This is a genomic window from Sphingomonas hylomeconis (assembly GCF_025370105.1).
GTDB lineage: Bacteria > Pseudomonadota > Alphaproteobacteria > Sphingomonadales > Sphingomonadaceae > Sphingomonas > Sphingomonas hylomeconis.
This window is the reverse complement of record NZ_JANQBK010000003.1, coordinates 343183-367040: the sequence shown is the minus strand read 5'-3', so window position 1 is coordinate 367040 and position 23858 is coordinate 343183. Positions and strand designations below refer to the sequence as shown.

At 66.0% G+C, this 23858-nt stretch carries 19 protein-coding genes; 10 read left to right on the top strand and 9 right to left on the bottom strand.

Annotated features, from left to right (window positions below):
- The 3 genes from araD1 to NV401_RS05480 all read right to left on the bottom strand — a co-directional run bounded on the left by araD1 (position 1) and on the right by NV401_RS05480 (position 4122).
- Positions 1-984, bottom strand: coding sequence for an AraD1 family protein (gene araD1 / locus NV401_RS05490; protein ID WP_261293383.1), 984 nt, complete (start codon positions 982-984; stop codon positions 1-3).
- A gap of 43 nt (positions 985-1027) precedes the next feature.
- Positions 1028-2605 (bottom strand): aldehyde dehydrogenase (NADP(+)), encoded by a 1578-nt coding sequence (locus tag NV401_RS05485; protein ID WP_261293382.1) that lies wholly within the window; start codon positions 2603-2605, stop codon positions 1028-1030.
- A 188-nt stretch (positions 2606-2793) separates the two neighbouring features.
- Complete coding sequence (locus NV401_RS05480; RefSeq protein WP_261293381.1) at positions 2794-4122, bottom strand: sugar MFS transporter; 1329 nt, start codon at positions 4120-4122, stop codon at positions 2794-2796.
- Between the two features lie 148 nt (positions 4123-4270).
- On the opposite strand from NV401_RS05480, the gene NV401_RS05475 reads away from it, so the two are divergent.
- Together NV401_RS05475 and NV401_RS05470 are read left to right on the top strand one after the other, a co-directional pair.
- On the top strand, positions 4271-5374 hold the full coding sequence (locus NV401_RS05475; protein ID WP_261293380.1) for an aldose epimerase family protein: 1104 nt from the start codon (positions 4271-4273) through the stop codon (positions 5372-5374).
- A 17-nt stretch (positions 5375-5391) separates the two neighbouring features.
- Positions 5392-7191 carry an IlvD/Edd family dehydratase gene (locus NV401_RS05470; RefSeq protein WP_261293379.1) on the top strand — a complete coding sequence of 600 codons (1800 nt, stop codon included), beginning with the start codon at positions 5392-5394 and terminating at the stop codon, positions 7189-7191.
- A 54-nt stretch (positions 7192-7245) separates the two neighbouring features.
- Here the strand turns inward: NV401_RS05470 and NV401_RS05465 are convergent, their stop codons facing one another.
- Positions 7246-8925: a class I adenylate-forming enzyme family protein gene (locus tag NV401_RS05465; RefSeq protein ID WP_261293378.1), complete on the bottom strand. Its 1680-nt coding sequence runs from the start codon at positions 8923-8925 to the stop codon at positions 7246-7248.
- Positions 8926-8963: 38 nt separating this feature from the next.
- Here NV401_RS05465 and lgt point away from each other — a divergent pair, with 38 nt between their 5' ends.
- From lgt to NV401_RS05430, 7 genes are all read left to right on the top strand, one after another.
- The gene (gene lgt / locus NV401_RS05460) at positions 8964-9863 is read left to right on the top strand and encodes a prolipoprotein diacylglyceryl transferase (protein WP_380816178.1); all 900 of its coding nucleotides are present in this window, start codon (positions 8964-8966) and stop codon (positions 9861-9863) included.
- A 116-nt stretch (positions 9864-9979) separates the two neighbouring features.
- A complete protein-coding gene (locus NV401_RS05455) occupies positions 9980-11086 on the top strand; it encodes a class I SAM-dependent methyltransferase (protein ID WP_380816181.1) in 1107 nt (368 codons plus the stop codon).
- Complete coding sequence (locus NV401_RS05450) at positions 11083-11592, top strand: GNAT family N-acetyltransferase (protein WP_261293376.1); 510 nt, start codon at positions 11083-11085, stop codon at positions 11590-11592. The genes NV401_RS05455 and NV401_RS05450 overlap by 4 nt, the downstream gene beginning before the upstream one ends.
- The gene (gene pgeF / locus NV401_RS05445) at positions 11589-12350 is read left to right on the top strand and encodes a peptidoglycan editing factor PgeF (protein ID WP_261293375.1); all 762 of its coding nucleotides are present in this window, start codon (positions 11589-11591) and stop codon (positions 12348-12350) included. Before NV401_RS05450 ends, pgeF begins: the two co-directional genes overlap by 4 nt.
- Positions 12351-12428: 78 nt before the next feature.
- Complete coding sequence (locus tag NV401_RS05440) at positions 12429-13754, top strand: cystathionine gamma-synthase family protein (RefSeq protein ID WP_261293374.1); 1326 nt, start codon at positions 12429-12431, stop codon at positions 13752-13754.
- 75 nt (positions 13755-13829) lie between these two features.
- The gene (locus tag NV401_RS05435) at positions 13830-14843 is read left to right on the top strand and encodes an adenosine deaminase (RefSeq protein ID WP_261293373.1); all 1014 of its coding nucleotides are present in this window, start codon (positions 13830-13832) and stop codon (positions 14841-14843) included.
- Positions 14840-15355 (top strand): phosphoribosyltransferase, encoded by a 516-nt coding sequence (locus NV401_RS05430; protein WP_261293372.1) that lies wholly within the window; start codon positions 14840-14842, stop codon positions 15353-15355. Before NV401_RS05435 ends, NV401_RS05430 begins: the two co-directional genes overlap by 4 nt.
- 150 nt (positions 15356-15505) lie before the next feature.
- Here the strand turns inward: NV401_RS05430 and NV401_RS05425 are convergent, their stop codons facing one another.
- On the bottom strand, positions 15506-17575 hold the full coding sequence (locus NV401_RS05425) for a catalase (RefSeq protein WP_261293371.1): 2070 nt from the start codon (positions 17573-17575) through the stop codon (positions 15506-15508).
- A gap of 91 nt (positions 17576-17666) precedes the next feature.
- Positions 17667-18950, bottom strand: coding sequence for a UDP-N-acetylglucosamine 1-carboxyvinyltransferase (gene murA, locus NV401_RS05420; protein WP_261293370.1), 1284 nt, complete (start codon positions 18948-18950; stop codon positions 17667-17669).
- Positions 18951-19115: 165 nt separating this feature from the next.
- Here murA and NV401_RS05415 point away from each other — a divergent pair, with 165 nt between their 5' ends.
- Positions 19116-19814: a Crp/Fnr family transcriptional regulator gene (locus tag NV401_RS05415; RefSeq protein WP_261293582.1), complete on the top strand. Its 699-nt coding sequence runs from the start codon at positions 19116-19118 to the stop codon at positions 19812-19814.
- Between the two features lie 88 nt (positions 19815-19902).
- Here NV401_RS05415 and clpS read toward each other — a convergent pair whose 3' ends face one another.
- From clpS to NV401_RS05400, 3 genes are all read right to left on the bottom strand, one after another.
- Positions 19903-20238, bottom strand: coding sequence for an ATP-dependent Clp protease adapter ClpS (gene clpS, locus NV401_RS05410; protein ID WP_261293581.1), 336 nt, complete (start codon positions 20236-20238; stop codon positions 19903-19905).
- Positions 20239-20546: 308 nt separating this feature from the next.
- Positions 20547-21503, bottom strand: coding sequence for a phasin family protein (locus NV401_RS05405; protein WP_261293369.1), 957 nt, complete (start codon positions 21501-21503; stop codon positions 20547-20549).
- 593 nt (positions 21504-22096) lie between these two features.
- Positions 22097-23833 (bottom strand): PHA/PHB synthase family protein, encoded by a 1737-nt coding sequence (locus NV401_RS05400; protein ID WP_261293368.1) that lies wholly within the window; start codon positions 23831-23833, stop codon positions 22097-22099.
- Positions 23834-23858 lie beyond the last annotated feature (25 nt).

Genomic DNA, 23858 nt, shown 5'->3' with positions numbered 1-23858 from the left:
TCAGAGCGCCCGCACGGCGACGGGGGCCGGCGCCGCGATGGCGATCGGGTTGCTAACGGGCAGGCGGAACGGCGCCGCGGCGATCTCGAACACGTCACCCGCCTCAGTGCGCACCTCGTCGCTGAACGACAGCGTGGCGGTGCCGAAGAAATGCACGTGCACGTCGCCCGGGCGGCGGAACAGCGCGTATTTGAAGTGGTGATGTTCGAGATTGGCGATGCTGTGCGACATGTTCGCCTCGCCGGAGACGAACGGCTTCTCCCAGATCGTCTCGCCGCCGCGCACGATGCGGCTGGTGCCCTCGACGCTGGCGGGCAGATCGCCGATCAGCAGCTCGGGGCCGAGCGCGGCGGGGCGCAGCTTGGAATGCGCGAGCCACAGATAATTGCCGCGCTCCGTCACGTGATCGGAGAATTCGTTGGCCAGTGCAAAGCCGATGCGGACCGGCGCGCCATCGGCATCGATCAGATAGATGCCGGCAATCTCCGGCTCCTCGCCCGCATCGAGCGCGAAGGCCGGCGATGGCAGCGCGTCGCCGGGCGCGATCAGCGCGCTGCCGTCGCCCTTGTAGAACCATTCCGGCTGCGCGCCGGGCTGGCCATCGGCGGGCTTGCCGCCCTCGACGCCCATCAGGAACATCTTCATCGAATCGGTCTGCGTCGCGGCGGAATCGATCGCGCGGTGCATCTTGTCGCGCCCCTCGGCCGAGCCGAGATGCGTGAGGCCGGTGCCGGTCATCAGCAGATGCGCGCTATCGGCGTGGTCGATCGGGGCGAGCAAAGTGACCGTGCTCAGGTCGATCGCCTGGCCCTGCCCGGCATTCGCCACCACGTCGCGCAGCGACCGGCGATCCGCGATCGCCTGTTGTGCCAGCGCCAACGTCGTCGTCGCACCGGGCACGACCCGTACCGCATCGTCGTCGCCAATGACTGCCACGCCGCGCGCGCCATCGGCACCGCGGAACTGAACCAGGGATATCGTCACGTGAATTCCTTGTCTGCACGCCGCCAGCGGCGCGGTTAATGGCTCAGCCGCGCTCGATCGTGCCGTCGACGCGGCGCGCGAGCTGCCACGGATTGCCCGACTGGATCGCCGCCGGCAGCAGCGATTCCGGCAGGCCCTGATAGCAGACCGGGCGGAGGAAGCGGTCGATCGCCAGCGCGCCGACCGAGGTCGTGCGCGAATCGCTGGTCGCCGGGAACGGCCCGCCATGCACCATCGCATGGCTGACCTCGACGCCGGTCGGCCAGCCATTGGCGAGGATCCGTCCCGCCTTGCGGGCGAGGATCGGGATCAGCGGCGCGACCAAGGCTTCGTCCGAGTCGTCGAACAGGATCGTCGCGGTCAGCTGGCCTTCCAGCCCTTCGAGCAACGTCGCCACCTCGGCCATGTCGCGCGCCTGGACCAGGATCGAGGATGAGCCGAACACTTCGTGCCCGAGCGCAGGATCGGCCAGGAACTTGTCCACGGTGGTGCAGAACAGGGCGCCTTGCGCTTGGCTTTGCCCCTCGCCGACCAGCCCGCGTGCGAGCAGCTCGACCGAGGGATGCGCGGCGAGCGCGCCGACGCCGTGCTTAAAGCTGCCATGGATTCCCGGGGTCAGCATCTGCTGTGCCGGGCTGACCGCAAGCGCCGCCTTGGCAGCGTCGATAAAGGCATCGAGTTCGGGGCCTTCGAGCGCGATGACCAGGCCGGGATTGGTGCAGAACTGCCCCGCGCCCATCGTCAGCGAGCCGATGAACGCCGTGCCGAGCGCCGCGCCGCGCGCTGCCGCCGCGCCGGGGAACAGGATCACCGGGTTGATGCTGCTCATCTCGGCATAGACCGGGATCGGCTCGTCGCGATTGGCGGCGATGCGCACCAGCGCCAGGCCGCCGCCGCGCGAGCCGGTAAAGCCGACCGCCTTGATCCGCGGATCGGCGACCAGCGCGCCGCCGAGATCGTTGGTCGTGCCGGGCAGATAGGAAAAGACGCCCTCGGGCAGGCCCTCGGCCGCCACCGCGGCGCGGATCGCGCGCGCGACAAGCTCGCCGGTGCCGGGATGCGCCGGATGGCCCTTCACGACCACCGGGCAGCCGGCCGCGAAGGCCGATGCGGTGTCGCCGCCGGCAACCGAGAAAGCGAGCGGGAAGTTGGATGCGCCGAACACCGCGACCGGGCCGACCGCGATATTGCGACGGCGCAGATCGGGCCGGGGCAGCGGCGCGCGATCGGGCTGCGCCGGGTCGATCGTCGCGTCGATCCAGTCGCCCTGCCGGACGACTGCGGCGAACAGCTTCAGCTGACCGATCGTACGGCCCCGCTCGCCTTCAAGCCGCGCGCGCGGCAGACCGCTTTCGGCCATCGCGCGTTCGATCAGTGCATCGCCGAGCGCGGTGATTTGCTCGGCCACCGCTTCGAGGAAGCGGGCGCGCTTTTCGGGTTCCAGATCGCTGAACACCGTGAAGGCATCGGCGGCGAGCGCGCAAGCGGCAGCAACGTCGTCGGCGCCGGCCTCGGCAAAGGCGGGCGCGAGCGCCACGCCGGTGGCGGGATTGATTGCGTCGAACGTCGCCCCGTCGTTGCGGTCGGCAGCGCCGATCAGGATTGCTCCGATGATATCCATCGCCCTGTGATCCTTTAGTCTGACAGTATACTATTCGTCTGGCGCGGTCGGTTGGCAAATCCCCTGCGCAAAAGCAAGGGCGGGCAGGACCGACGCCCGCGCCGATATCGATACGCAAACGCCCGCCGCCATGCGGCGACGGGCGCTCTTGAAACCGGCGTACCGCCCGTCGTGCATCGCGACCGGCGTCAGCCGGCGGTGCTCGTCTCGGTCGTGACGAGCTTGCCGTTGACCACCGGCTTCGAGCCCCACACGGCATAGAACAGCACGTACAATTCACACGCCGCGGTGAGCAGGAACGACGCCTGCAACCCGTATTGATCGGCCAGCCAGCCCTGCACGATGACCAGCGCGCCACCGGCGATCGCCATGATCAGCAGGCCAGAGCCTTCCTCGGTGAGCGGGCCCAGACCGCGGATGCCCAGCGTGAAGATCGTCGGGAACATGATCGAGTGGAACAGGCCAACCGAGATCAGCGCCCACATCGCGACATGGCCGGTGGTGGAGGCGGCGATCAGCATCACGATCGTGGCACCGATGCTGGCGAACGCAAGCACCTTGCTGGCATCGACCTTCTGCATGACGAACGCGCCGATCAGCCGGCCGACCATCATTCCGCCCCACAACAGGAACAGATAGTCCGAGGCCTGCTGGTGCGTCAGATTGCCGATATCCGGCTGCGACACGAAGTTGATGAACAGGTTACCCACGCCGATTTCGGCAATCAGGTAGATGAAGATCGCCGGGATGCCGAACACCAGGTTGCGGTGCGCCCAGAGCGAATGGCCCTTGCGCTCTTCCTTGGCATGACGCTGCGTCGCCGCGCCCATGGCAGGAAGCGGGAAACGCGCGATGACGATCGCAAGCACCGCCAGCACGACGGCGACGATGACATAGGGCAGCACGACCGACTGTGCGTCGGCGAGGCGCTCGGCCGGGGTCAGCGCCGCGGCGCCGGCAGCCGCCGTGCCCGAGGTTGTACGGCCGAGGATGAGATAGCCGCCGAACAAGGGCGCCAGCGTCGCGCCGGCCGAATTGAATGCCTGTACCAGGTTGAGCCGCGACGACGCCGTTTCCGGCTTGCCGACCACCGCGACATACGGATTGGCCGCGACCTGCAGCAGCGTGATGCCGCTGGCGATCACGAACAGCGCGAACAGCGTCACGCCGTAGGACGGCAACCTCGCCGCCGGCACCATGACCAGCGCGCCGACCGCCATCATTGCCAGACCGATGACCATCGAGCGCTGATAGCCGACCCGTTCGATCAGCTTGGCCGAGGGAATCGAGGCGAAGAAATACGCGATGAACCAGACGGATTCGATCAACGTGGTCTGCGTGTAGGAGAGTTCGAACACGCTGCGCAGATGCGGCAGCAGCGTGCCGTTGATGACGGTGATGAAGCCCCACATGAAGAACAGGCTGGCGAGCAAGGTCAGCGCGGCGCGGTAGTTGGTGGCGGGTCCGCCGTCCGATTGGCTATGGGACGTGGCGCCGGCGCCGGGGGGCAATGCCATTTCAAAACTCTCCCTCGAGCCGGGCGAACCGGCTATCATTTGTCTATTGTCTGACTATATATGGAAACAGATCGGGTCAACGACGTAAGGATTCTGGGGGATGGATAGCGTTAGGAAGACGGGCGGGGCAATCGCCATCGGCATTACCATGACATTGATCGCAGCCCAGCCGGCAAACGCCGCGACCGCGAAGCGCGAGCAGTTCGGCACAATGACCGACGGCACGATGGTCGATGCGGTGACGCTGAGCAACGGCAAGGGCATCAGCGCGCGGATCATCGCTTATGGTGCGACATTGCAGTCGCTGTCCGGCCCGGACAAGACCGGCCGGATCGCCGATGTCATGCTCGGCTATGACGATCTCGCGAGCTTCGTCGATCACCCCAATTATTTCGGCGTGACCGTTGGCCGCTATGCCAACCGGATCGCCGGCGGGCGCTTTCTGCTGGACGGGAAGACCTACAAACTGCCGCTCAACGACAAGACCAATTCGCTGCATGGCGGCCTCAAGGGCTTCGACAAGCGCGTGTGGCGGATCGTCTCGGTCAAGCAGGGCCCGACGGCCAGTGTCACGCTCGCCACCACCAGCATCGACGGCGACCAGGGCTATCCCGGCAAGCTCGAGGTCCAGGTGACCTACTCGATGGACGACAAGGGCGCGCTGGCGATCGATTTCGACGCGACCACCGACAAGCCGACCGTCGTCAACATGACCAACCACGGCATCTTTAACCTCGCCGGCGAGGGCTCCCCGCTCGGCGTGCTGGCGCACCGGCTGACGATCCCGGCATCGCGCTACACGCCGGTCAACGCCGCGCTGATCCCGACCGGCGCCCTGACGCCCGTCACCGGCACGGTGTTCGATTTCACGCGCGGCCGGCAGATCGGCAAGGATCTGCGCGACGGCCGCGATCCGCAGATCGTCGCCGGGCTCGGCTATGATCACAATTTCGCGATCGATGCGGGCCTGACCGCGCAGCCCAAGCTCGTCGCCCGGCTCAGCGACCCCGCCTCGGGCCGCGTGCTGGACGTGCTTTCCACAGAGCCCGGCGTGCAGGTCTATACCGGCAACTTCCTCGACGGCAGCTATATCGGCAAGCAGGGGCATCGCTATCGCATGGGCGACGGCATCGCGCTCGAACCACAGAAATTCCCGGATTCGCCAAACCAGCCGGCGTTCGCGTCGGCCCGGGTCGACCCGGGCAAGCCTTATCACCATCGCATGGTCTATCGTCTGACCGTCGCGCGTTAATCCGGAGCCACAACTATATGTCAGCCCCCACTGCCGCCCCCAAGCTGCGCAGCCGCGCCTGGTTCGACAACCCGGCCAATATCGACATGACCGCGCTGTATCTCGAGCGCTATCTCAACTTCGGCCTCAGCCTCGACGAGCTCCGCTCGGGCAAGCCGATCATCGGTATCGCGCAGACCGGCAGCGATCTTTCCCCCTGCAACCGTCATCACCTCGTCCTGGCCGAGCGGCTGCGCGACGGCATTCGCGAGATGGGTGGCATCCCGCTCGAATTCCCGGTCCACCCGATCCAGGAAACCGGCAAGCGGCCGACCGCCGGGCTCGATCGCAACCTCGCCTATCTCGCGCTGGTCGAAGTGCTGTACGGCTATCCGCTCGACGGCGTGGTGCTGACGATCGGCTGCGACAAGACCACCCCGGCCTGCCTGATGGCCGCCGCCACGGTGAACATCCCGGCGATCGCCTTGTCGGTGGGCCCGATGCTCAACGGCTGGCACAAGGGCGAGCGCACCGGTTCGGGCACGATCGTGTGGAAAGCGCGCGAACTGCTCGCGACCGGCGCAATCGATGACGAGGGCTTCATCAAGCTCGTCGCCTCTTCCGCGCCGTCGACCGGCTATTGCAACACGATGGGCACCGCGACGACGATGAACTCGCTCGCCGAAGCGCTCGGTATGCAGCTGCCCGGCTCGGCCGCGATCCCGGCGCCGTACCGCGATCGCCAGGAAGTCGCCTATTTCACCGGCAAGCGCATCGTCGAGATGGTCGCCGAGGATCTGAAACCCTCGGACATCATGACGCGCGAAGCGTTCCTCAACGCGATCGTGGTCAATTCGGCGATCGGCGGCTCGACCAACGCACCGATCCATCTCGCGGCGATCGCGCGCCATGTCGGCGCCGATCTCGCGCTCGACGACTGGCAGACGCACGGCCACAAGGTGCCGCTGATGGTCAACCTGCAGCCGGCCGGCGAATATCTCGGCGAGGATTTCTATCATGCCGGCGGCGTGCCCGCGGTGGTCGCAGAACTGATGAAGCAAGGTCTGATCCACGAGGACGTGATCACCGCCAACGGCAAGACGATCGGCGACAATTGCCGCGACGCGACGATCGAGGACGACAAGGTCATCCGCCCGTTCGCCACGCCGCTCAAGGAAGAAGCCGGCTTCATCGTGCTGCGCGGCAATCTGTTCGATTCGGCGATCATGAAGACCAGCGTGATCAGCCCCGAATTCCGCGCACGCTATCTCTCCAACCCCGACGATCCCGAGGCGTTCGAGGGCCCGGCCGTGGTGTTCGACGGCCCGGAAGATTATCATCACCGTATCGACGATCCATCGCTCGGCATCACCGACAGCCATTTGCTGTTCATGCGCGGCGCCGGGCCGATCGGCTATCCGGGCGCCGCCGAAGTCGTCAACATGCGCGCACCAGCCTATCTGATCCGCGAAGGCGTGCATGCGCTGCCGTGCATCGGTGACGGCCGCCAGTCGGGCACGAGCGGTAGCCCGTCGATCCTCAACGCTTCACCCGAAGCGGCGGCAATGGGCGGTCTCGCTTTGCTCAAGACCGGCGACCGCGTGCGCGTCGATCTCAACAAGGGCTCGGCCGACGTGCTGATCGACGATGCCGAACTGGCCGAGCGCCGCCGCGTGCTGACCGAAGCGGGCGGCTATGCCTATCCCGCGTCGCAGACGCCGTGGCAGGAAATCCAGCGCGCCACGGTCGGCCAGCTGCAGACCGGCGCAATCCTCGAGGGTGCGGAAAAGTACCAGCGCATCGCCCAGACGATGGGCCTGCCGCGCGACAACCACTGAGACCCGGCGGGGCGGCGCCCAAACGGCACCGCCCCGCCCCCGCACCCCGCGCGATCAGGCCAGCGCGCGATATTTGGCTTTCAGCGTCACCTTGTCGATCTTCTCGGTGCCCAGTCGCGGCAAGGGCTCGGTCGAGGTCCAGATGCGCTGCGGCACCTTGAACGCGGCGATATGTGCGAAGAGATAGGCGCACAGGTCGTCCGCACTCATCTCCTCGCCCGGGCGAAACACGACCACGGCGCCGGGAACCTCACCGAACCGCTCGTCGGCGAGACCGAACACTGCGGCTTCGGCGACGCGCGGGTTCTGGTAGATCGCGGCTTCCACTTCCAGACAGGAGATATTCTCGCCGCCGCGGATGATGATGTCCTTCTTGCGATCGACGATGAACAGATAGCCCTCGTCATCGAGATAGCCGATATCGCCGGTGAGGAAGTAGCGATCGGGCGTGAACGCCGCTTCGGTGGCGTCAGGCCGTCCCCAATATTCCTTGAAATTGCACACCGAGCGGATGCCGACCTCGCCGCGTTGCCCAGCTTCGACCGGGTGGCCGGCCGCATCGAGGATGGCGAGATCGACCAGCGGCGCCGAGGCGCGGCCAGTGGAATTGGGCTTGGCGAGATAATTGCTCCGCCAATTGCCGCAGCCGACGCCGTTGGTCTCGGTCAGGCCATAGCCAAGCAACGGCGCACCCCCGCCCATTTCCTCGTTAAGCCGGCGGACATGCTCGACCGGCCGCGGCGCGCCGCCGGCGGCGAAATCGGTGACGGTCGAGAGATCGTACTTCGCCCGGTTCGGATGCGTGAGAATCTCGAAGCTCATCAGCGGCACGCCGACGAAATAGGTCACGCCCTCCGCCTGGATCAGCCGCATCGCTTCCTCCGCATCCCATTTCGGCATCAGCACCAATTTGCGGCCCATGGCGAAGCTCTGCAGGAAGACCGGCACTTCGGCGGTGACGTGGAACAGCGGCACGTTGAGCAACGTCGCCGGCTGCGTCGTCGGCGGATTGCCGTCCTCGGTCGAGATGCCGAGCATCACCAAGGCCTGAGCGAGATAATTGAACACCGCCTGGATCACCGCACGATGATCGCTGAGCGCGCCCTTCGACTGTCCGGTCGAGCCGCTGGTGAACAGGATCGTCGCCGCATCATCGGGCCCGATCTGGGGCAAGGCGATATCGGCCCAGCGATCGGTGACCTCCGACAACGCATCGGCCAGGGGCCTGGTGTCGTCGACCTCGATCACCGGTACGGCGAATCCGTCGATCGCAGCCAACCGCCTGGCGCGGGGCGGATCGGCGAAGATCAGCCCGCAATCGACCTCGGCGATGGCATCGGCCAGTTCCTCCGATTGCCACCAGCCGTTGAGCAGGCAGGCGATTCCACCGGCCATGGTGATGCCCATGTACAAGGTGATCCAGCTCGGCGAATTGCGCATCGCGATGCCGACGCGATCGCCCTTGGCCAGCTTGCCCGCGCTCGCCAGGGACTGGGCAACCTTGGTCGCTTCCGCATAGACCTGGGCAAAGGTCAGCCGCTCGTCGCCGGCGACGAGGAAGGTCTTGTCGCTGTGCTCGTTGCTGTAATGCGCGAAATAGCCGGGCAGGCTGGGCGGCGCGGCGGCGATCATCGGCAGCGTCACGCCGTTGAGCGTGATCGATCCCAGCGGCAGCGCGGTGCCGGCAAGCGCGGCAAGGCCGTCGTCCATCCGCTGGTCGAGCTCGGTGCGCATTTATCTCTCTCCGCTTGGTCTTGTGCCTTGTCCCCCTTATGGAGGCGACAAAGCCTGGGGAAAAGCCTTTGATCCTGTCCGCCATCACGGCCGCAACGCCGCACCTTCGTTTCACCGATCTCGGGCTCGATCCGATCGCGCTCGATCTCGGCTTCTTCCAGATTAAATGGTATTCGCTCGCCTATATCACCGGCATCCTGCTCGGCTGGTGGTATCTGCTTAAACTGCTCGCGCAGCCCGGCGCACCGATGGCGCGGCGCCATGCCGACGATCTGGTCTTCTACGCCACGCTGGGCATCATTCTCGGCGGGCGGATCGGCTATGTGCTGTTCTACGCCACCGACATGCTGGCCAATCCGCTGCGCATCCTGCGCCTGTGGGACGGCGGCATGTCGTTCCATGGCGGGGTGATCGGCACCAGCCTGGCGCTCATCCTGTTCGCCAGGAAGCACAAGCTGAACTGGTTGCGGGTGCACGATTATGTCGCGTGTGTGGTGCCGTTCGGCCTGTTCTTCGGCCGGCTGGCGAATTTCGTGAACGGCGAATTGTGGGGCAAGCCGAGCAACGTCGCCTGGGCGATCATCTTCCCGCGCACCGGCGAGGATGTCGCGCGCCATCCGAGCCAGCTGTACGAGGCCGGGCTGGAGGGACTGCTGCTGTTCGCCCTCCTGTGGTTCGCCTTCTGGAAAACCAAGGCGCGCTATGCGCCGGGCCGCCTGGTCGGCCTGTTCGTGCTCGGCTACGGCATGGCGCGCTTCGTGGTCGAATTCTTCCGCGAGCCGGATTCGCAGCTGGTCGAGTTCGCGCAGGCGACCGGGCTGCACATGGGCCAGTGGCTGTGCGTGCCGATGATCCTGGGCGGCGCCTATCTCGTCGCCACCTCGGCCGGGCGCCGCCAGCGGATCGAGCCGATCGCCGGATCGGAAAGCGTGGCCTGACTCCTCCACCCTCCCGCTTGCAGGAGGACACCTAACTCCTCCCGCTTGCGGGAGGACACCTGACTCCCCCCTCCCGCTTGCGGGAGGGGCTGGGGGAGGGCATGTGAGCACCGCCCATGACCAACGCCAATCCCACTCCTGCCGACACGCCCTCCCCCAGCCCCTCCGGCACGCGGGAGGGAAGTGGCGACGCCCCGCTTCCCGAACGCCTCGCGCGCGCGATCACGCTCGCCGGGCCGATCCCGATCGCGCATTATATGGCGGCGGCGAACGCGCAGTATTATGCGACGCGCGATCCGCTGGGCGCTGCCGGCGATTTCACCACCAGCCCCGAGATCAGCCAGATGTTCGGCGAATTGATCGGCCTGTGGTGCGCCGATCTGTGGGATCGCGCCGGGCGGCCGGACGTCGCCTGGGTCGAGCTCGGCCCCGGCCGCGGTACGCTGGCGGCCGATGCGTTGCGCGCGATGGCCAAGGCAGGCCTCACCCCGGCAGTCCATTTCATCGAGACCAGCCCGACGTTGCGCGCGGCGCAGGCCGAGCGCGTGCCCAACGCCACCTGGCATGACGACACCACCAGCCTGCCCAGCGACCTTCCCCTGATCGCCGTCGCCAACGAATTCTTCGACGCGCTGCCGATCCGGCAATTGGTGCGCACGGCCGGCGGCTGGCACGAGCGGCTCGTCGCCTGCCAGGACCTGCTGTTCCTGCCGATCGCGGGCAAGCCGGTGCCGGACGATCTGCTGCCGCCGCACCTGCACGACGCGCCGCCGGGATCGATCGTCGAGACCTCGCCGGCGAGCGTCGCGATCATGCGCGATCTCGCCACCCGCATCGCCGCGCAGGGCGGCGCCGCGCTGGTGATCGATTACGGCTATATGGGGCCGGCGATCGGCGACACGTTCCAGGCGATGCGCGCGCACGCCTTCGTCAATCCGTTCGAGCATCCCGGCGAGCACGATTTGACCGCGCATGTCGACATGGCGACCTTGCTGGCGGCGGCGATCACCGCGCGCGCCACGCCGCACGGCCCGGCGACGCAGGGCGCGTTCCTGACCGCGCTCGGCATCGATGCGCGGGCCGCCGCGCTCTCCAGCGCAGCGGCCGAGCGGGCGACCGCCGTCGCCGCCGATCGCGACCGGCTGGTCGCGGCGATGGGCGATCTGTTCAAGGTGATCGCCATTACCGCCCCCACCTGGCCGTCGCCGGAGGGCCTGGCATGATCACCTATCGCGATGCGCGCACGATCGACGGGCCGGCGCTCTCGGCGATGGCCCGGCGCAGCTTCACCGAGACGTTCGGCACGCTCTATCGCCAGTCCGATCTCGCCGCGTTCCTCGATCAGGCGTTCGGCGCGAACGGGCTTGCCGCGCAGCTCTCCGAGCCCGATTTCGCGATCCGCCTCGCGCTGGCGGACGACCAGATCATCGGCTTCGTCAAGATGGGGCCGGTCACCTTCCCCGGCGAATGGCGCCCCGACGCGATCGAACTGTATCAATTCTACGTGCTCAGCCCGTGGCATGGCAGCGGCGTCGCGCAGGAAATGATGGCCTGGGCGCTCGAGCATGCACGCAGCCACGGCGCGCGCGAGGTCATCCTCAGCGTCTATGTCGACAATCACCGCGCGCACCGTTTCTACGAGCGTTACGGTTTCCGCGACATCGGCCGTATCGCCTTCCGCGTCGGCGAGACGGTCGACGACGACAATCTTATGCGGCTCGTGTTGTGAGCGGCATCGAGGCGATCCGCGCGCGCGCGCTCGGCGATGTTGCGCACGGCTTTCTCGGGCGCCGTGGCGGCGTGTCGACCGGTATTCTCAGCGGGCTCGACATGGGGCGGCGGGGGCAGGAACCGACGCCGGAACTGATCGAAAACCGCGCCCGCGCGATTGCGGCGGTGCGGCCCGGCGCACGGTTGCTGACCGTGCATCAGGTGCATTCGGCGCATGTCGCCACGGTGACCGAAGCCTATGACGAGAATGCGCGCCCGCATGCCGATGCGCTGGTCACCGATCGCCCCGGCCTTGCGCTCGGCATCCTGACCGCGGATTGCGCGCCCGTGCTGTTCGCCGATGCGCAGGCGGGGGTGATCGGCGCGGCGCATGCCGGGTGGAAAGGCGCGCTGGCCGGCGTGACCGATGCGACGATCGCGGCGATGGAGCAGCTGGGCGCGAGGCGCGAACGCATCGCCGCCGCGATCGGCCCGTGCATCGCGCGCGCCAGCTACGAGGTCGATGACGGGTTTGCGCGCACGTTCGGCGCGCAGGATCCCGCCAACGAGCGTTTCTTCGCGCCCGGCAAGCCCGGCCATCACCAGTTCGATCTCGAAGCCTATGTCGTCCACCGCCTTGCCGGTGCCGGGCTGACGCGGATCGAAGCGCTGGGGCTCGACACCTATGCCGATGCGGCGCGCTTCTTCAGCTTCCGTCGCGCGACGCACGCCAATGAGCCGGATTACGGCCGGCAGATCTCGATCATCGCGCTTTAACGCCTACTCTACGGTCCGAGATAGTATAGAACGATACCAGTTGGCCTGCGTCAGACAGGCGCCTCGTAGGAGTTTCTCATGCCCGATTTTCCCACCGAAGACGATCTCACCGGCGGCGCGCCCGTCCCCGCCGGCCGCAAGAGCGTCGAGAAGATCGGTGATCGCAAGCTCAAGCCCTCCACCATGATGATGGGGCACGGCTATGATCCGATGCTGTCCGAAGGCGCGCTGAAGCCGCCGATCTTCGCCACCTCGACCTATGTCTTTCCCAATGCCGCGGCGGGCAAGCGCCACTTCGAAGGCGTGACCGGCAAGCGCCCCGGCGGCTCGGCCGGCCTGGTCTATTCACGCTTCAACGGCCCCAATCAGGAAATCCTCGAGGATCGCCTCGGCGTGTGGGAAGAGGCCGAGGATGCTTTGGTCTTCTCCAGCGGCATGTCGGCGATCGCCACCCTGTTCCTGTCGATGGTCAAGCCCGGCGACACGATCGTCCATTCCGGCCCGCTCTATGCCGCCACCGAAACGCTGATCGCCCGCATCCTCGGCAAGTTCGGCGTCAACTATCTCGATTTCCCGGCCGGCGCGACGCGCGCGGAAATCGATGCGGTGCTGACGCAGGCCTCGGCCGCCGGCAACGTCGCGCTGATCTATCTTGAAAGCCCGGCCAATCCGACCAACGCTTTGGTCGATATCGAGGCCGTGGCCGCCAGCCGTGACGCAATCTTCACCGGCGAGGAAAAGCCGCCGATCGCGATCGACAACACGTTTCTCGGTCCGCTCTGGCTGCAGCCGCTCAAGCATGGCGCGGATCTGGTCGTTTACAGCCTGACCAAATATGCCGGCGGGCATAGCGACCTCGTCGCCGGCGGCCTGCTCGGTTCGAAGGCGCACATCAACACGATCCGCTCGATGCGCAACACGATCGGCACGATCTGCGATCCCAACACCGCCTGGATGCTGATGCGCAGCCTGGAGACGCTGGAACTGCGCATGAGCCGCGCCGGCGAGAATGCGGTGAAGGTATGCGAGTATCTGCGCACGCATCCCAAGGTCGAGCGCGTCGGCTATCTCGGCTTTCTTGCCGACACGCCCGGCATGGAGCGCCAGGCCGATATCTATCGCCGCCACTGCACCGGCGCGGGCAGCACCTTCTCGCTGATCGTCAAGGGCGGCGAGACGGAAGCGTTCGCGTTTCTCGACGCGCTCAAGATCGCCAAGCTGGCGGTCAGCCTGGGCGGCACCGAGACGCTGGCCTCGCATCCGGCGGCGATGACGCATCTGTCGGTGCCCGAAGAACGCAAGCAGGCCTTGGGCATCACCGACAATCTGGTGCGCATCTCGATCGGTGTCGAGGATGCCGACGATCTGATCGCCGACTTCACCCAGGCGCTCGATTCGATCTGACCTTCCCGTCGCCCCGGCCGCCGCCGGGGCGACGACTCGCTTGCCCGCCGCCGCGTATGTCGCGATGATAGGGGCATGACCGATAGCGACTTTATCTCGGGCCTGCCCAAGGCCGAACTCCACCTGCATATCGAAGGCAGCCTCGAACCCGAACTGATGTTCGCGCTGGCCGAGCGCAACGGCGTGGCGATCCCGTTCGCCAGCGTGGAGGACGTCCGCGCGGCCTATGACTTCTCGAACCTGCAGGACTTCCTCGACATCTATTATGCCGGTGCCGACGTGCTGCGCACCGAGGCCGATTTCCGCGATCTGGCCGTCGCCTATTTCGATCGCGCGGCCGCCGATGGGGTGGTCCATGCCGAGATCATGTTCGATCCCCAGACGCATACCGCGCGCGGCATCGCGTTCGGCACGGTGATCGAGGGGCTGCTGGCCGGCATGGCCGAGGCTGAGGCGCGCCACGGCATGACCAGCAAGCTTATCATGTCGTTCCTGCGCCATCTCGACGAGGACGACGCCTTCGCCACGCTGGAGGCGGCGCGGCCGTGGCTCGACCGGATCGACGCGGTCGGGCTCGATTCGTCGGAAATGGGTCACCCGCCGAGCAAGTTCGCGCGCGTCTTCGCCGCCGCCCGCGCCGAGGGGCTCAAGCTCGTCGCGCATGCCGGCGAGGAAGGGCCGCCGGAATATGTCTACGAAGCGCTCGATCTGCTCGATGTCGACCGGCTCGATCACGGCAATCGCAGCCTGGAGGATCCGGTGCTGACCGCGCGGCTTGCCCGCACCTCGATGACGCTGACGGTGTGCCCGCTGTCCAACCTCAAGCTGTGCGTGGTCGACGACATGAACGATCACCCGATCGACCGCATGCTGCGCGAAGGGCTGCGCGCGACGATCAATTCGGACGATCCGGCCTATTTCGGCGGCTATATCGCGGACAATTACCGCGCCGCCGCGGCCGGCCGCGCGCTGACGCGCGCCGATCTGGCGTTGCTGGCGCGCAATTCGTTCCTTGGTTCGTTCCTGCCCGACGATACGGTTGCCCAGCATCTGGCGACGCTCGACGCCTATGTGGCGCAAGCGGCATGACGGTCTTCACGCACATTCCGCATGACGACTTCGTCGCCGCGATCCGCACGCTCGCCGACTTGCTGGCAGCGGACACGTGGAAGCCGGATTTCATCATCGGCGTCGGCCGCGGCGGGCTCGCGCCCGCGGTCTATCTCAGCCATGCCACCGGGCTGCCGATGTTGTCGGTGGATTATTCGAGCCAGGTGAAGGATTTTGCCGATGCGCCGCTGGAGCGATTGGCGGCACGGACGCAGGATGGCGCGCGGCTGCTGTTCCTCGATGACATCAACGATTCGGGGCGGACGATCGCGCATCTGCGCGAGAAGCTGGCAGCCGGCGGCGCCGCGCAGGGAAGCATCCGTTTCGCCACGCTGATCGACAATGTCAGTTCGGTGCAGACGGTCGATTACCGCGCGCGGACGATCGACCGGACGGTGACCAAAGACTGGTTCATCTTCCCCTGGGAAGCGGTGGCCCCAGACTTGGCAATCCAAGCCGACGCCGCGGCGGTGCCGGAGCGGATTGCGTAAGCTGGAAGCACCGTCATCCTGACGAACGTCAGGATCCATCTAGCGGCTTGGTTCGACGCCCATAATGAGCGCCGCCCGTGCGGCATGATGGATCCTGAATCGCGTTCAGGATGACGGGACTGGGGGAGGGCATCGCCCTCCCCCCTCGCCTCAGGCCAGCGTGCGCAAGCCCGGTTCGCGCGCGTAGAAGCGCTTCTTGGCCGCGGCGATGAAGTCGTCGCCGATCCCGGTCACGCCCTCGTCATCCTCGACGCCGGCCTTGTCGAGCAACGGCTGTGCGGCATCGGTCGCGCCGATCGCCTTGAGATGGCCGAAGGCGTTCATCACGAAATCGACCGCGGCAGCTTCCTTCAGCAATGCCGCGCAGCCCTCCTCGGACAGCAGGATCGCCACTGCGTCGAAGATCTGCGACGGCGATCCGGCAAGCTGCCCGTCGGCCTTGAACATGTCGCCGTCCGACAACCGCGCGCCGCCGACCTTGGGCGCCACGATCACTGCCTTGGCATCGGCCGCTTCGATCGCCTCGATCAGCGCATCGAGCTCGTCGGCATCGGTGCCGTCGGCAATAAGGATGCCGATCGCACGCCCCTCCAGCGTGTCCTTCATGTTCTTGTGGATCGACAGTGCATCGGATGCCGGCATGTCGACGGGCTCCTTAGCCGCCTCGGCCTTTTCCGGCAGATCGAGGCCGAGCCCGTCGGCGACGCGCTGCGCCAGATCCTCGTCGACGTTCCGCAGATTGGCGAGCATCCGCGGCGGCACCTGATCGAGCAGCCCGACCTTGGACAGTTCGAACACGAACGACGAGGCGATGTGCGCCTGCTCGTTCTCAGTCTGCGACTTATAGAAGAGCCGCGCCTGGCTGTAATGGTCCGCGAACGTGCCTGCGCGGACGCGGAGCTTGTCGCCCTGCTCGTCCGGCCCGGTCGCGGCGTTGGTGGTGGCAAAGCCTGCCTTGCTTTCGCGTGGGCCGCCTTCCTCGCCATGATCGGCGAGGCTGTTGGGCTCGTAATTGGCGCGGCCCTTGGGCACCATCGTCTGCATCAGCCCGTCGCGCTGGAAATTGCCGAACGGGCAGCGCGGCGTGTTGATCGGAATCTGATGGAAGTTGGTCGTGCCGAGCCGCGACTTCTGCGTGTCGAGATAGGAGAACAGCCGCCCCTGGAGCAGCGGATCGTTCGAGAAATCGATCCCCGGCACGATGTTGGTCGGCAGGAAGGCGACCTGCTCGGTCTCGGCGAAGAAATTGTCGACGTTGCGATTGAGCGTCAGCTTGCCGATGATGCGGACGGGCACGTCCTCTTCCGGAATGAGCTTGGTCGCATCGAGCACGTCATACGGCTGCGCCTCGGCAAATTCCTGGTCGAACACCTGGATCCCCAGTTCCCATTCGGGAAACGCGCCGGTATCGATCGCTTCGAACAGATCGCGGCGATGATAGTCGTTGTCGGCCGCCTGCAGCTTGAGCGCCTCGTCCCAGATCGTCGATTGCAGCCCGAGCTTGGGCTTCCAATGGAACTTCACGAAGCTCGATTTGCCGGCGTCGTTGACCAGCCGGAAGGTGTGAACTCCAAAACCTTCCATCATCCGCAGCGAGCGCGGCAGGGTACGATCGGACATCGCCCACATCAGCATGTGCGTGGTTTCGGGCATCAGCGACGCCCAGTCCCAGAACGTATCGTGTGCGCTGCCCGCCTGCGGATAGCCGCGATCGGCCTCCATCTTCACCGCATGGACGAGATCGGGAAACTTGATCGCGTCCTGGATGAAGAACACCGGGATATTGTTGCCGACCAGATCCCAATTGCCTTCGCGCGTATAGAATTTCACCGCGAAGCCGCGCACGTCGCGCGGCGTATCGACCGAACCGGCGCCGCCCGCGACGGTCGAGAAGCGCACGAACACTTCGGTCTTCTCGCCCTTGGTGAACACCGCGGCCGAACTGAGATCGGAAATGTCGTCCGTCGCTTCGAACACGCCGTGCGCGCCCGAGCCACGCGCGTGGACGATCCGCTCCGGAATGCGCTCGTGATCGAAGTGGAAGATCTTCTCCCGCAGCACAAAATCCTCGAGCAGCGTGGGGCCGCGCGCGCCGGATTTCAGGCTGTTCTGGTTGTCGGAGACGGGGACGCCGTGATTGGTCGTCAGCACCGGCGTGTCGTCGCCGGCCTGCTGATGGGTCTCGCCACCGTTGCCGGGGTTACGCGTGGTATCGGTCATCTTGGATCCTTCGGGTGGAGGCGTTAGCGCTCCAACGGCCGGGATCGGGAGTGGGTCCGTTCGTTGATCGGGATCAGTGCTAAATACGGGCTCAGCCGTCGCCGGCGCGCTCGATATCCGCGCCGACCGCGCTCAATTTCTCTTCGAGCCGCTCGTATCCGCGATCGAGATGATAGACCCGACCGACCTCAGTCTCGCCGTCCGCGACCAGCCCGGCGATGATCAGGCTCATCGACGCACGCAGATCGGTGGCCATCACCGGCGCGCCGGTCAGCCGCTGCACGCCGCGCACGATCGCGGTGCGCCCGCTGACCTGGATGTCCGCCCCCATCCGCGCCAGTTCCGGCACGTGCATGTAGCGATTCTCGAAGATCGTCTCGGTCAGCACGCTGGCGCCGTCGGCCATCGTCAGCATCGCCATGAACTGCGCCTGCATGTCGGTGGCGAAGCCGGGGAACGGGGCAGTGGAGAGCGTCAGCGGGCCGAGACGATCGGGCGCGTCGACGAACAGGCTGCCGCCGCGTTCCTCGACCTTGACACCCGCCTCGATCAGCCCCGCGACGGTGGCGCGCATGTTATCCATGCCGACCCCGACCAGCTCGACCGAGCCGCCGGTGATCGCCGCGGCGCAGGCATAGCTGCCGGCCTCGATCCGATCCGGCATGACGGCATAAGTCGCGCCGTGCAGCCGATCCCGGCCTTCGATCGTCAGCGTCTCGGTGCCGATGCCATCGATCTTGGCGCCCATCGCCACCAGGCAATTGCACAGATCGACGATCTCCGGCTCGCGCGCGGCATTCTCGATCACCGATGTGCCGCGTGCCAGCACCGCCGCCATCACGACATTCTCGGTCGCGCCGACCGAGACGATCGGGAAGGTATAATTGCCGCCCGGCAGTCGCCCGCCCGGCGCCGTCGCCTTGACGTAACCCGCCGCCAGCTCGATCTCCGCGCCGATCGCTTCAAGCGCCTTGAGGTGGAGATCGATCGGGCGATTGCCGATCGCGCAGCCACCCGGCAGCGACACCGTCGCCTCGCCGGCGCGCGCGACCAGCGGCCCGAGCACCAGGATCGACGCGCGCATCTTGCGCACGATGTCGTACGGCGCCTCGGTCGAGCTGAGCTTGCCGGCGCGGATCGTCATCACCCGGCCGAAATCTTCCGGTCGGCTCCCCTCGATCTGCGTCGACGCACCGAGCTGATTGAGCAGATGCCCGAAACTGTCGACATCGGCGAGCCGCGGCAGGTTGCGCAGCGTCAGCGGCTCGTCGGTCAGCAAAGCGCACGGCATCAGCGTGAGCGCGGCATTCTTGGCTCCTGAGATCGGCAGCCGGCCGGAAAGGCGATTGCCACCGCGAATGAGAATTCTATCCATCGGATGGCTTTATCGCTTGGGCGGGGGCGCGCAAGTATGTGCGTATCACCGAACGGTGCTTGATCGACTTTAATGCAGTGATTTCCGAGCGATGCTCTGGGTGTGCGCTACCTGGGGGGGAAGTGCTGCGTGACAGTAAGTTGTTTTGCCGAGCGCTTAAATAGCCTGGTTCCGTTGACACCAGGCGAACGGGCAGCGCTGGACCGCCTCGAGGAGCGCGAGCGATCGCTGCGCCGCGGGGCGACATTGGTCCGCGAAAAGGACCATGGCGGCGAAATGTTCGTGCTGCGCAAGGGCACGGTGATGAGTTCGGTGCTGCTCGATGACGGCAGCCGGCAGATCCTGCGCTTCATGTTTCCGGGCGACCTGCTCGCGGGCTCTGCGCTGGTCTATCGCGAAGCCACCGAGACGCTGACCGCGCTGACCGACTGTACGGTGAGCCCGTTCGAGCGGCCCTTGCTCGCCAAACTGATTACCGACCATCCGCGGCTCGCCGCCGTGATCATGGTCTATAGCCAGATCGAACGCGCCGCGCTGACCGACCGGCTCGCTGCATTGGGCCGCACCTCGGCCAAGGCGCGCGTCGCCGCGATCCTGATCGAGATCCGCAACCGCCAGCGCATGATGAACCCGGCGCTCGGCAGCAGCTTCGTGCTCGGGCTGACGCAGGAGGAGATCGGCGACGCGACGGGCCTCACCGCGGTGCATGTCAACCGCATGCTGCGACAGCTCGAAGAAGAGCATCTGATCGCGCGCGAAACCGGCCGGATGATCCTCAAGGACGAACGCGCGCTCAGCCGCGCGGCGAACTACGTCGATCGCTATACCGGGCTCGACCTGGCTTGGCTGCCCGATCCGCGCTGACGCCACTCACCCTCTTTCGCCACGGCGGGAGAGGGTGAGACCCGGGGCCGACGCCAAACCGCACGCGCGGCCTAACGAGTCCCGCCGCTCAGGCCTTCTCCAATGTGCATTGCAGCGGATGCTGATGCTGGCGGGCGAATTCGGTGACCTGCGCCACCTTGGTCTCGGCGACCTCGTAGCTGAACGTGCCGCACACGCCGACGCCCTTCTGATGGACGTGAAGCATCACCCGCGTCGCCGCCTCCATATCCATGCGAAAGAAACGCTGCAGCACCAGCACGACGAATTCCATCGGCGTGTAATCATCGTTGAGCAGCAGCACGCGGTACGGCGTCGGCTGCTTGGTCTTGGCGCGCGTGCGGGTGGCGATGCCGAGACCGGTGCCGTCTTCATCGCTGCCCTCGCCATTGCGGCGGTCGGCCATGGCCGTGGGGTTGTGCTGTTCGATCATGTGTCCGCAAAATATGGCATGCCGGGGCGTCAGGGCAAGGGGTGTGTCGGGGGTGGCGGCGGATAAGTGGCAACTTATCGCATGCCTGGCGCCACGGCCGAGCCTTGCCGGCAGGCCCCGCCCCCCAGCGGTGCGGGCCGACCGTGGCGGTCGTCGCGCATCGGTACCGCAGCCGGCCCGGCGCAAACCCGGCGCGCGCCCGCGGCACCGCCGTGCATGCTAAACGAAAAGGGCGGCGCCTTGCGGCACCGCCCTCTCGCTACGCTTGACCGTATCGACGCTTATGCGGCGACCTTGGCCTTTTCGACTGCCACCGCGACGCGGTTCTGGATCGGCTGGGCGACCTCGCCGGCCAGCTTGAGCATCGTCTCGGTGTTCTTCGAGGTCTGCGCGACGAGCGAGTCGAACGACGCGCGGATATAATCGCTCTGCAGCTTGAAGAAATCGGTCGGCGACTTGACGCTCGACAGGCTCTTCAGCGCGGCGGTCGCGCTTTCGATCTGGCGACGGCCATAATCGGCCGTATCCTGGCCGAATGCCTCGACGCCCTTGACGGCGATCTTGCTGCTTTCGACGAGCGCTTCGATGTTGCCCTTGCCGAAATCGTTGATGTCGGCGAACGCCTGCTGGCTCTTGGTGCCGGCTTCGGCGAACATCGTCTTGGCCTTGTCGGCGAACTGCGTGGCGCCGGCATTGGTGAACGGAGTTTCCATTTTCTTTTCCTCGACTGGCGCGGCCGGCGTCATGATGACGGGCGGCACGCTGGGTTTCACTGCGGTGATAGTGGCGACGTCAGGGGCCGCCTTCGGTGCGACCCTCTTCTTGGCCACCGGCGCGGGCGCCGGGGCGGCAACGGGACGGGACTTGGCAATCTTGGCCGGCTTGGCCGTGATCGGCGCGGCGGCGAACGGCGCCACGACGTCGGGTGCGGCGGGCTTTTTCGTCACCGCCTGAGTCGGCACGAAGGCCGGCGGGGCGTCGGCGACGACCGCGGCGGCAGGCAGATCAACGGCCACGGATTCAGCCTTCAAGGGCTTCGGTTCGGCAGGAGTCTTGCTGGCCATAATGGCCTCCTCGATCGGTTCGTTGTGCACTGCAATATAATGCATATCAAACGGCTCGCAAGACTTTTCTTGCTGCACTGCAACATGACGGTGCGCGACCGCGCTGCGCAGGTCATGTGGCTGCTTTCCCGAACAATTTCGGCGGTTTGCGGTCAGGCGAGACGGCAGCGCCAACGCTCTTACAGCCGTGCAAAAGCCAATTTTCAGGCGGCCGGATATCGCGTGCTGAGCTAACCTGCGCGGTTCGCAATTGGCTCCGTCAGCTTATTCGGGCGATTTGTATTCGTACTTCCCTGGCTTCGGTTTGGCGAAACTGCCGCGACGTGGATTGGAGATCGCTTTCCCCCTCGATTGGCTCGTTACGACGGTATCCGGCTGCGCGCCTTGCGATGGGGCCTCCGGCTGTCGACTGCACGCCGTCAATGCCAGCGCGGCAACGATGCTGATGTGAAGCACGGGAAGCATGAGGCGAGCTGTCAGCATTTTTTCGGTTCTCGAGTCTGCCTGGGTTTCCGCTGCGTCGGTATGTCAGTCGCGATCCGGTCCGTGCAACCGATTGATTGATTGCCGGAATTCGGGCCGCCTCCTTTTTCGACCGTATTGCCGGTCGCTTTCGAGGGCATAGCCAGCCCCCGCTTAAGGCATGGTTTCGGCGTGAGCGCACAGACAGCGCTCACCCCGGCTTGGGGTAAAAGCGGGCACCCTAATCATTCCCGGATGATCAAAGCCGGGCAGGATCAAGTCTACCCTGAGACGAGACCGGATGATCAGCGGGCGCGGACATAGCTCCCCGGGGCATCCTCGATCGCGGCCAAAGCGCCCTGGCCGGGCACGCGGTTCGCGCTGGCCGGGACCATCGCTTCATCCTGCTGGCGCAGCCACTCGATCCAGTCCGGCCACCAGCTGCCCTTGGTCTCGGTCGCGCCGGCGACGAAGTCGGCGAGTGTTTCGACCGGGTTCGGATTGAGCCAATATTGGTATTTCTGCTGCGACGGCGGATTGACCACGCCGGCGATATGCCCGGAGCCCGCGAGCACGAACTTGATCGGCCCGGTGAAATGCCGCGTGATCTGCCACACGCTTTCGACCGGCGCGATATGATCCTCCTTGCCGGCCTGGATATAGGCCGGAGTCGCGACCCTGGTCAGATCGATCGGCGTGCCGCCGACCGACAGCGCGTTCGGCGTGGCCAGCAGATTGTCGCGGTACAGATCGGTAAGATAGGACAGGTGCCATTTGGCCGGCAGGTTGGTGGTGTCGCCGTTCCAGTGCAGCAGATCGAACGGCACATAATCCTGACCCAGCAGGTAATTGTTGGTGACGTAGTTCCAGATCAGATCGCGACCGCGCAGCATGTTGAAGGTCAGCGCCATGTAGCGCCCGTCGAGGAAACCGTCGGGCGACAATTTGGCGATCGAGGCGAGTTGCTCGTCGTCGATGAAGTTGAGCAGTTCCCCGGCGTTCGCGAAATCGACCTGCGCAGTGAAGAAGGTCGCGCTCTTGACCTTCTCGGCCTCGCCTTTCGCGGCCAGCACGGCAAGCGTCGCGGCGAGCGTGGTGCCCGCGACGCAATAGCCGATCGTGTGCACCGCAGGCACGTCGAGCGCGGCGCGGATCACGTCGATCGCCTCGATCTGCGCGGCGACATAATCGTCCCACTGCACGTCCTTGAGGCTGGCATCGGCCGATTTCCACGACACCATGAAGACGGTGACGCCCTGCTCCACCGCCCAGCGGATGAAGCTCTTTTCGGGCGTCAGATCGAGGATGTAGAAGCGGTTGATCCAGGGCGGGAAGATCACCAGCGGCACGGCAAGCACGCTCTCGGTGGTCGGCGTATATTGGATCAGTTCGTAGAGCGGGGTGCGGTGGACGACCTTGCCCGGCGTCATCGCGAGGTTGCGCCCGACCTCGAACGCATTGGGATCGGTGTGCGTCAGCTGGCCCTTGGCGATATCGGCGAGCATGTTCTGCAGGCCCTTGAGCAGATTCTCGCCGCCGGTCTCGAGCGTCTTTTCGAGCACCACCGGGTTGGTGGCGGGGAAGTTGCTCGGGCTCATCGCTTCGAGGAAACCGCGCGCGGCGAAGCGCATGCGCTCCTTCTGCTTTGCGTCGACGCCGTCGAGCGCGTCGATCCCCTGCAGCAGGTGATCCGAGATCAGGAAATAGCTCTGCCGGATCCAGTCGAACAGCGGGTTTTCCCAGGCCGAATCCTTGAAGCGCTTGTCGCGGGCGTGCGCCGGCGCCACGTCCGCGGCTGGCGCCTTGGCGGGATCGAGAAAGCGCTGCCACAGCGCCAGATTATCGCTCCAGAAGCTTTGCGCGCGGGCCAGAGTGGCGGGATCGGTCAGGCCGGGAATGGCAGGCAGCGCGGCAGCCTGCGGCGCCATCGCGCCGAGGCCCTGTTCCAGCATCATCTGCTGCGTGCGGCCGAGCACCCAGGTCCAGTGCTGCATGTCCTCGAGGCTGGGCAGCGTCGGGATCGCGGGGTCGGGCTTAGCCATCTGCATCCTCACTCTTTTTGCCAAC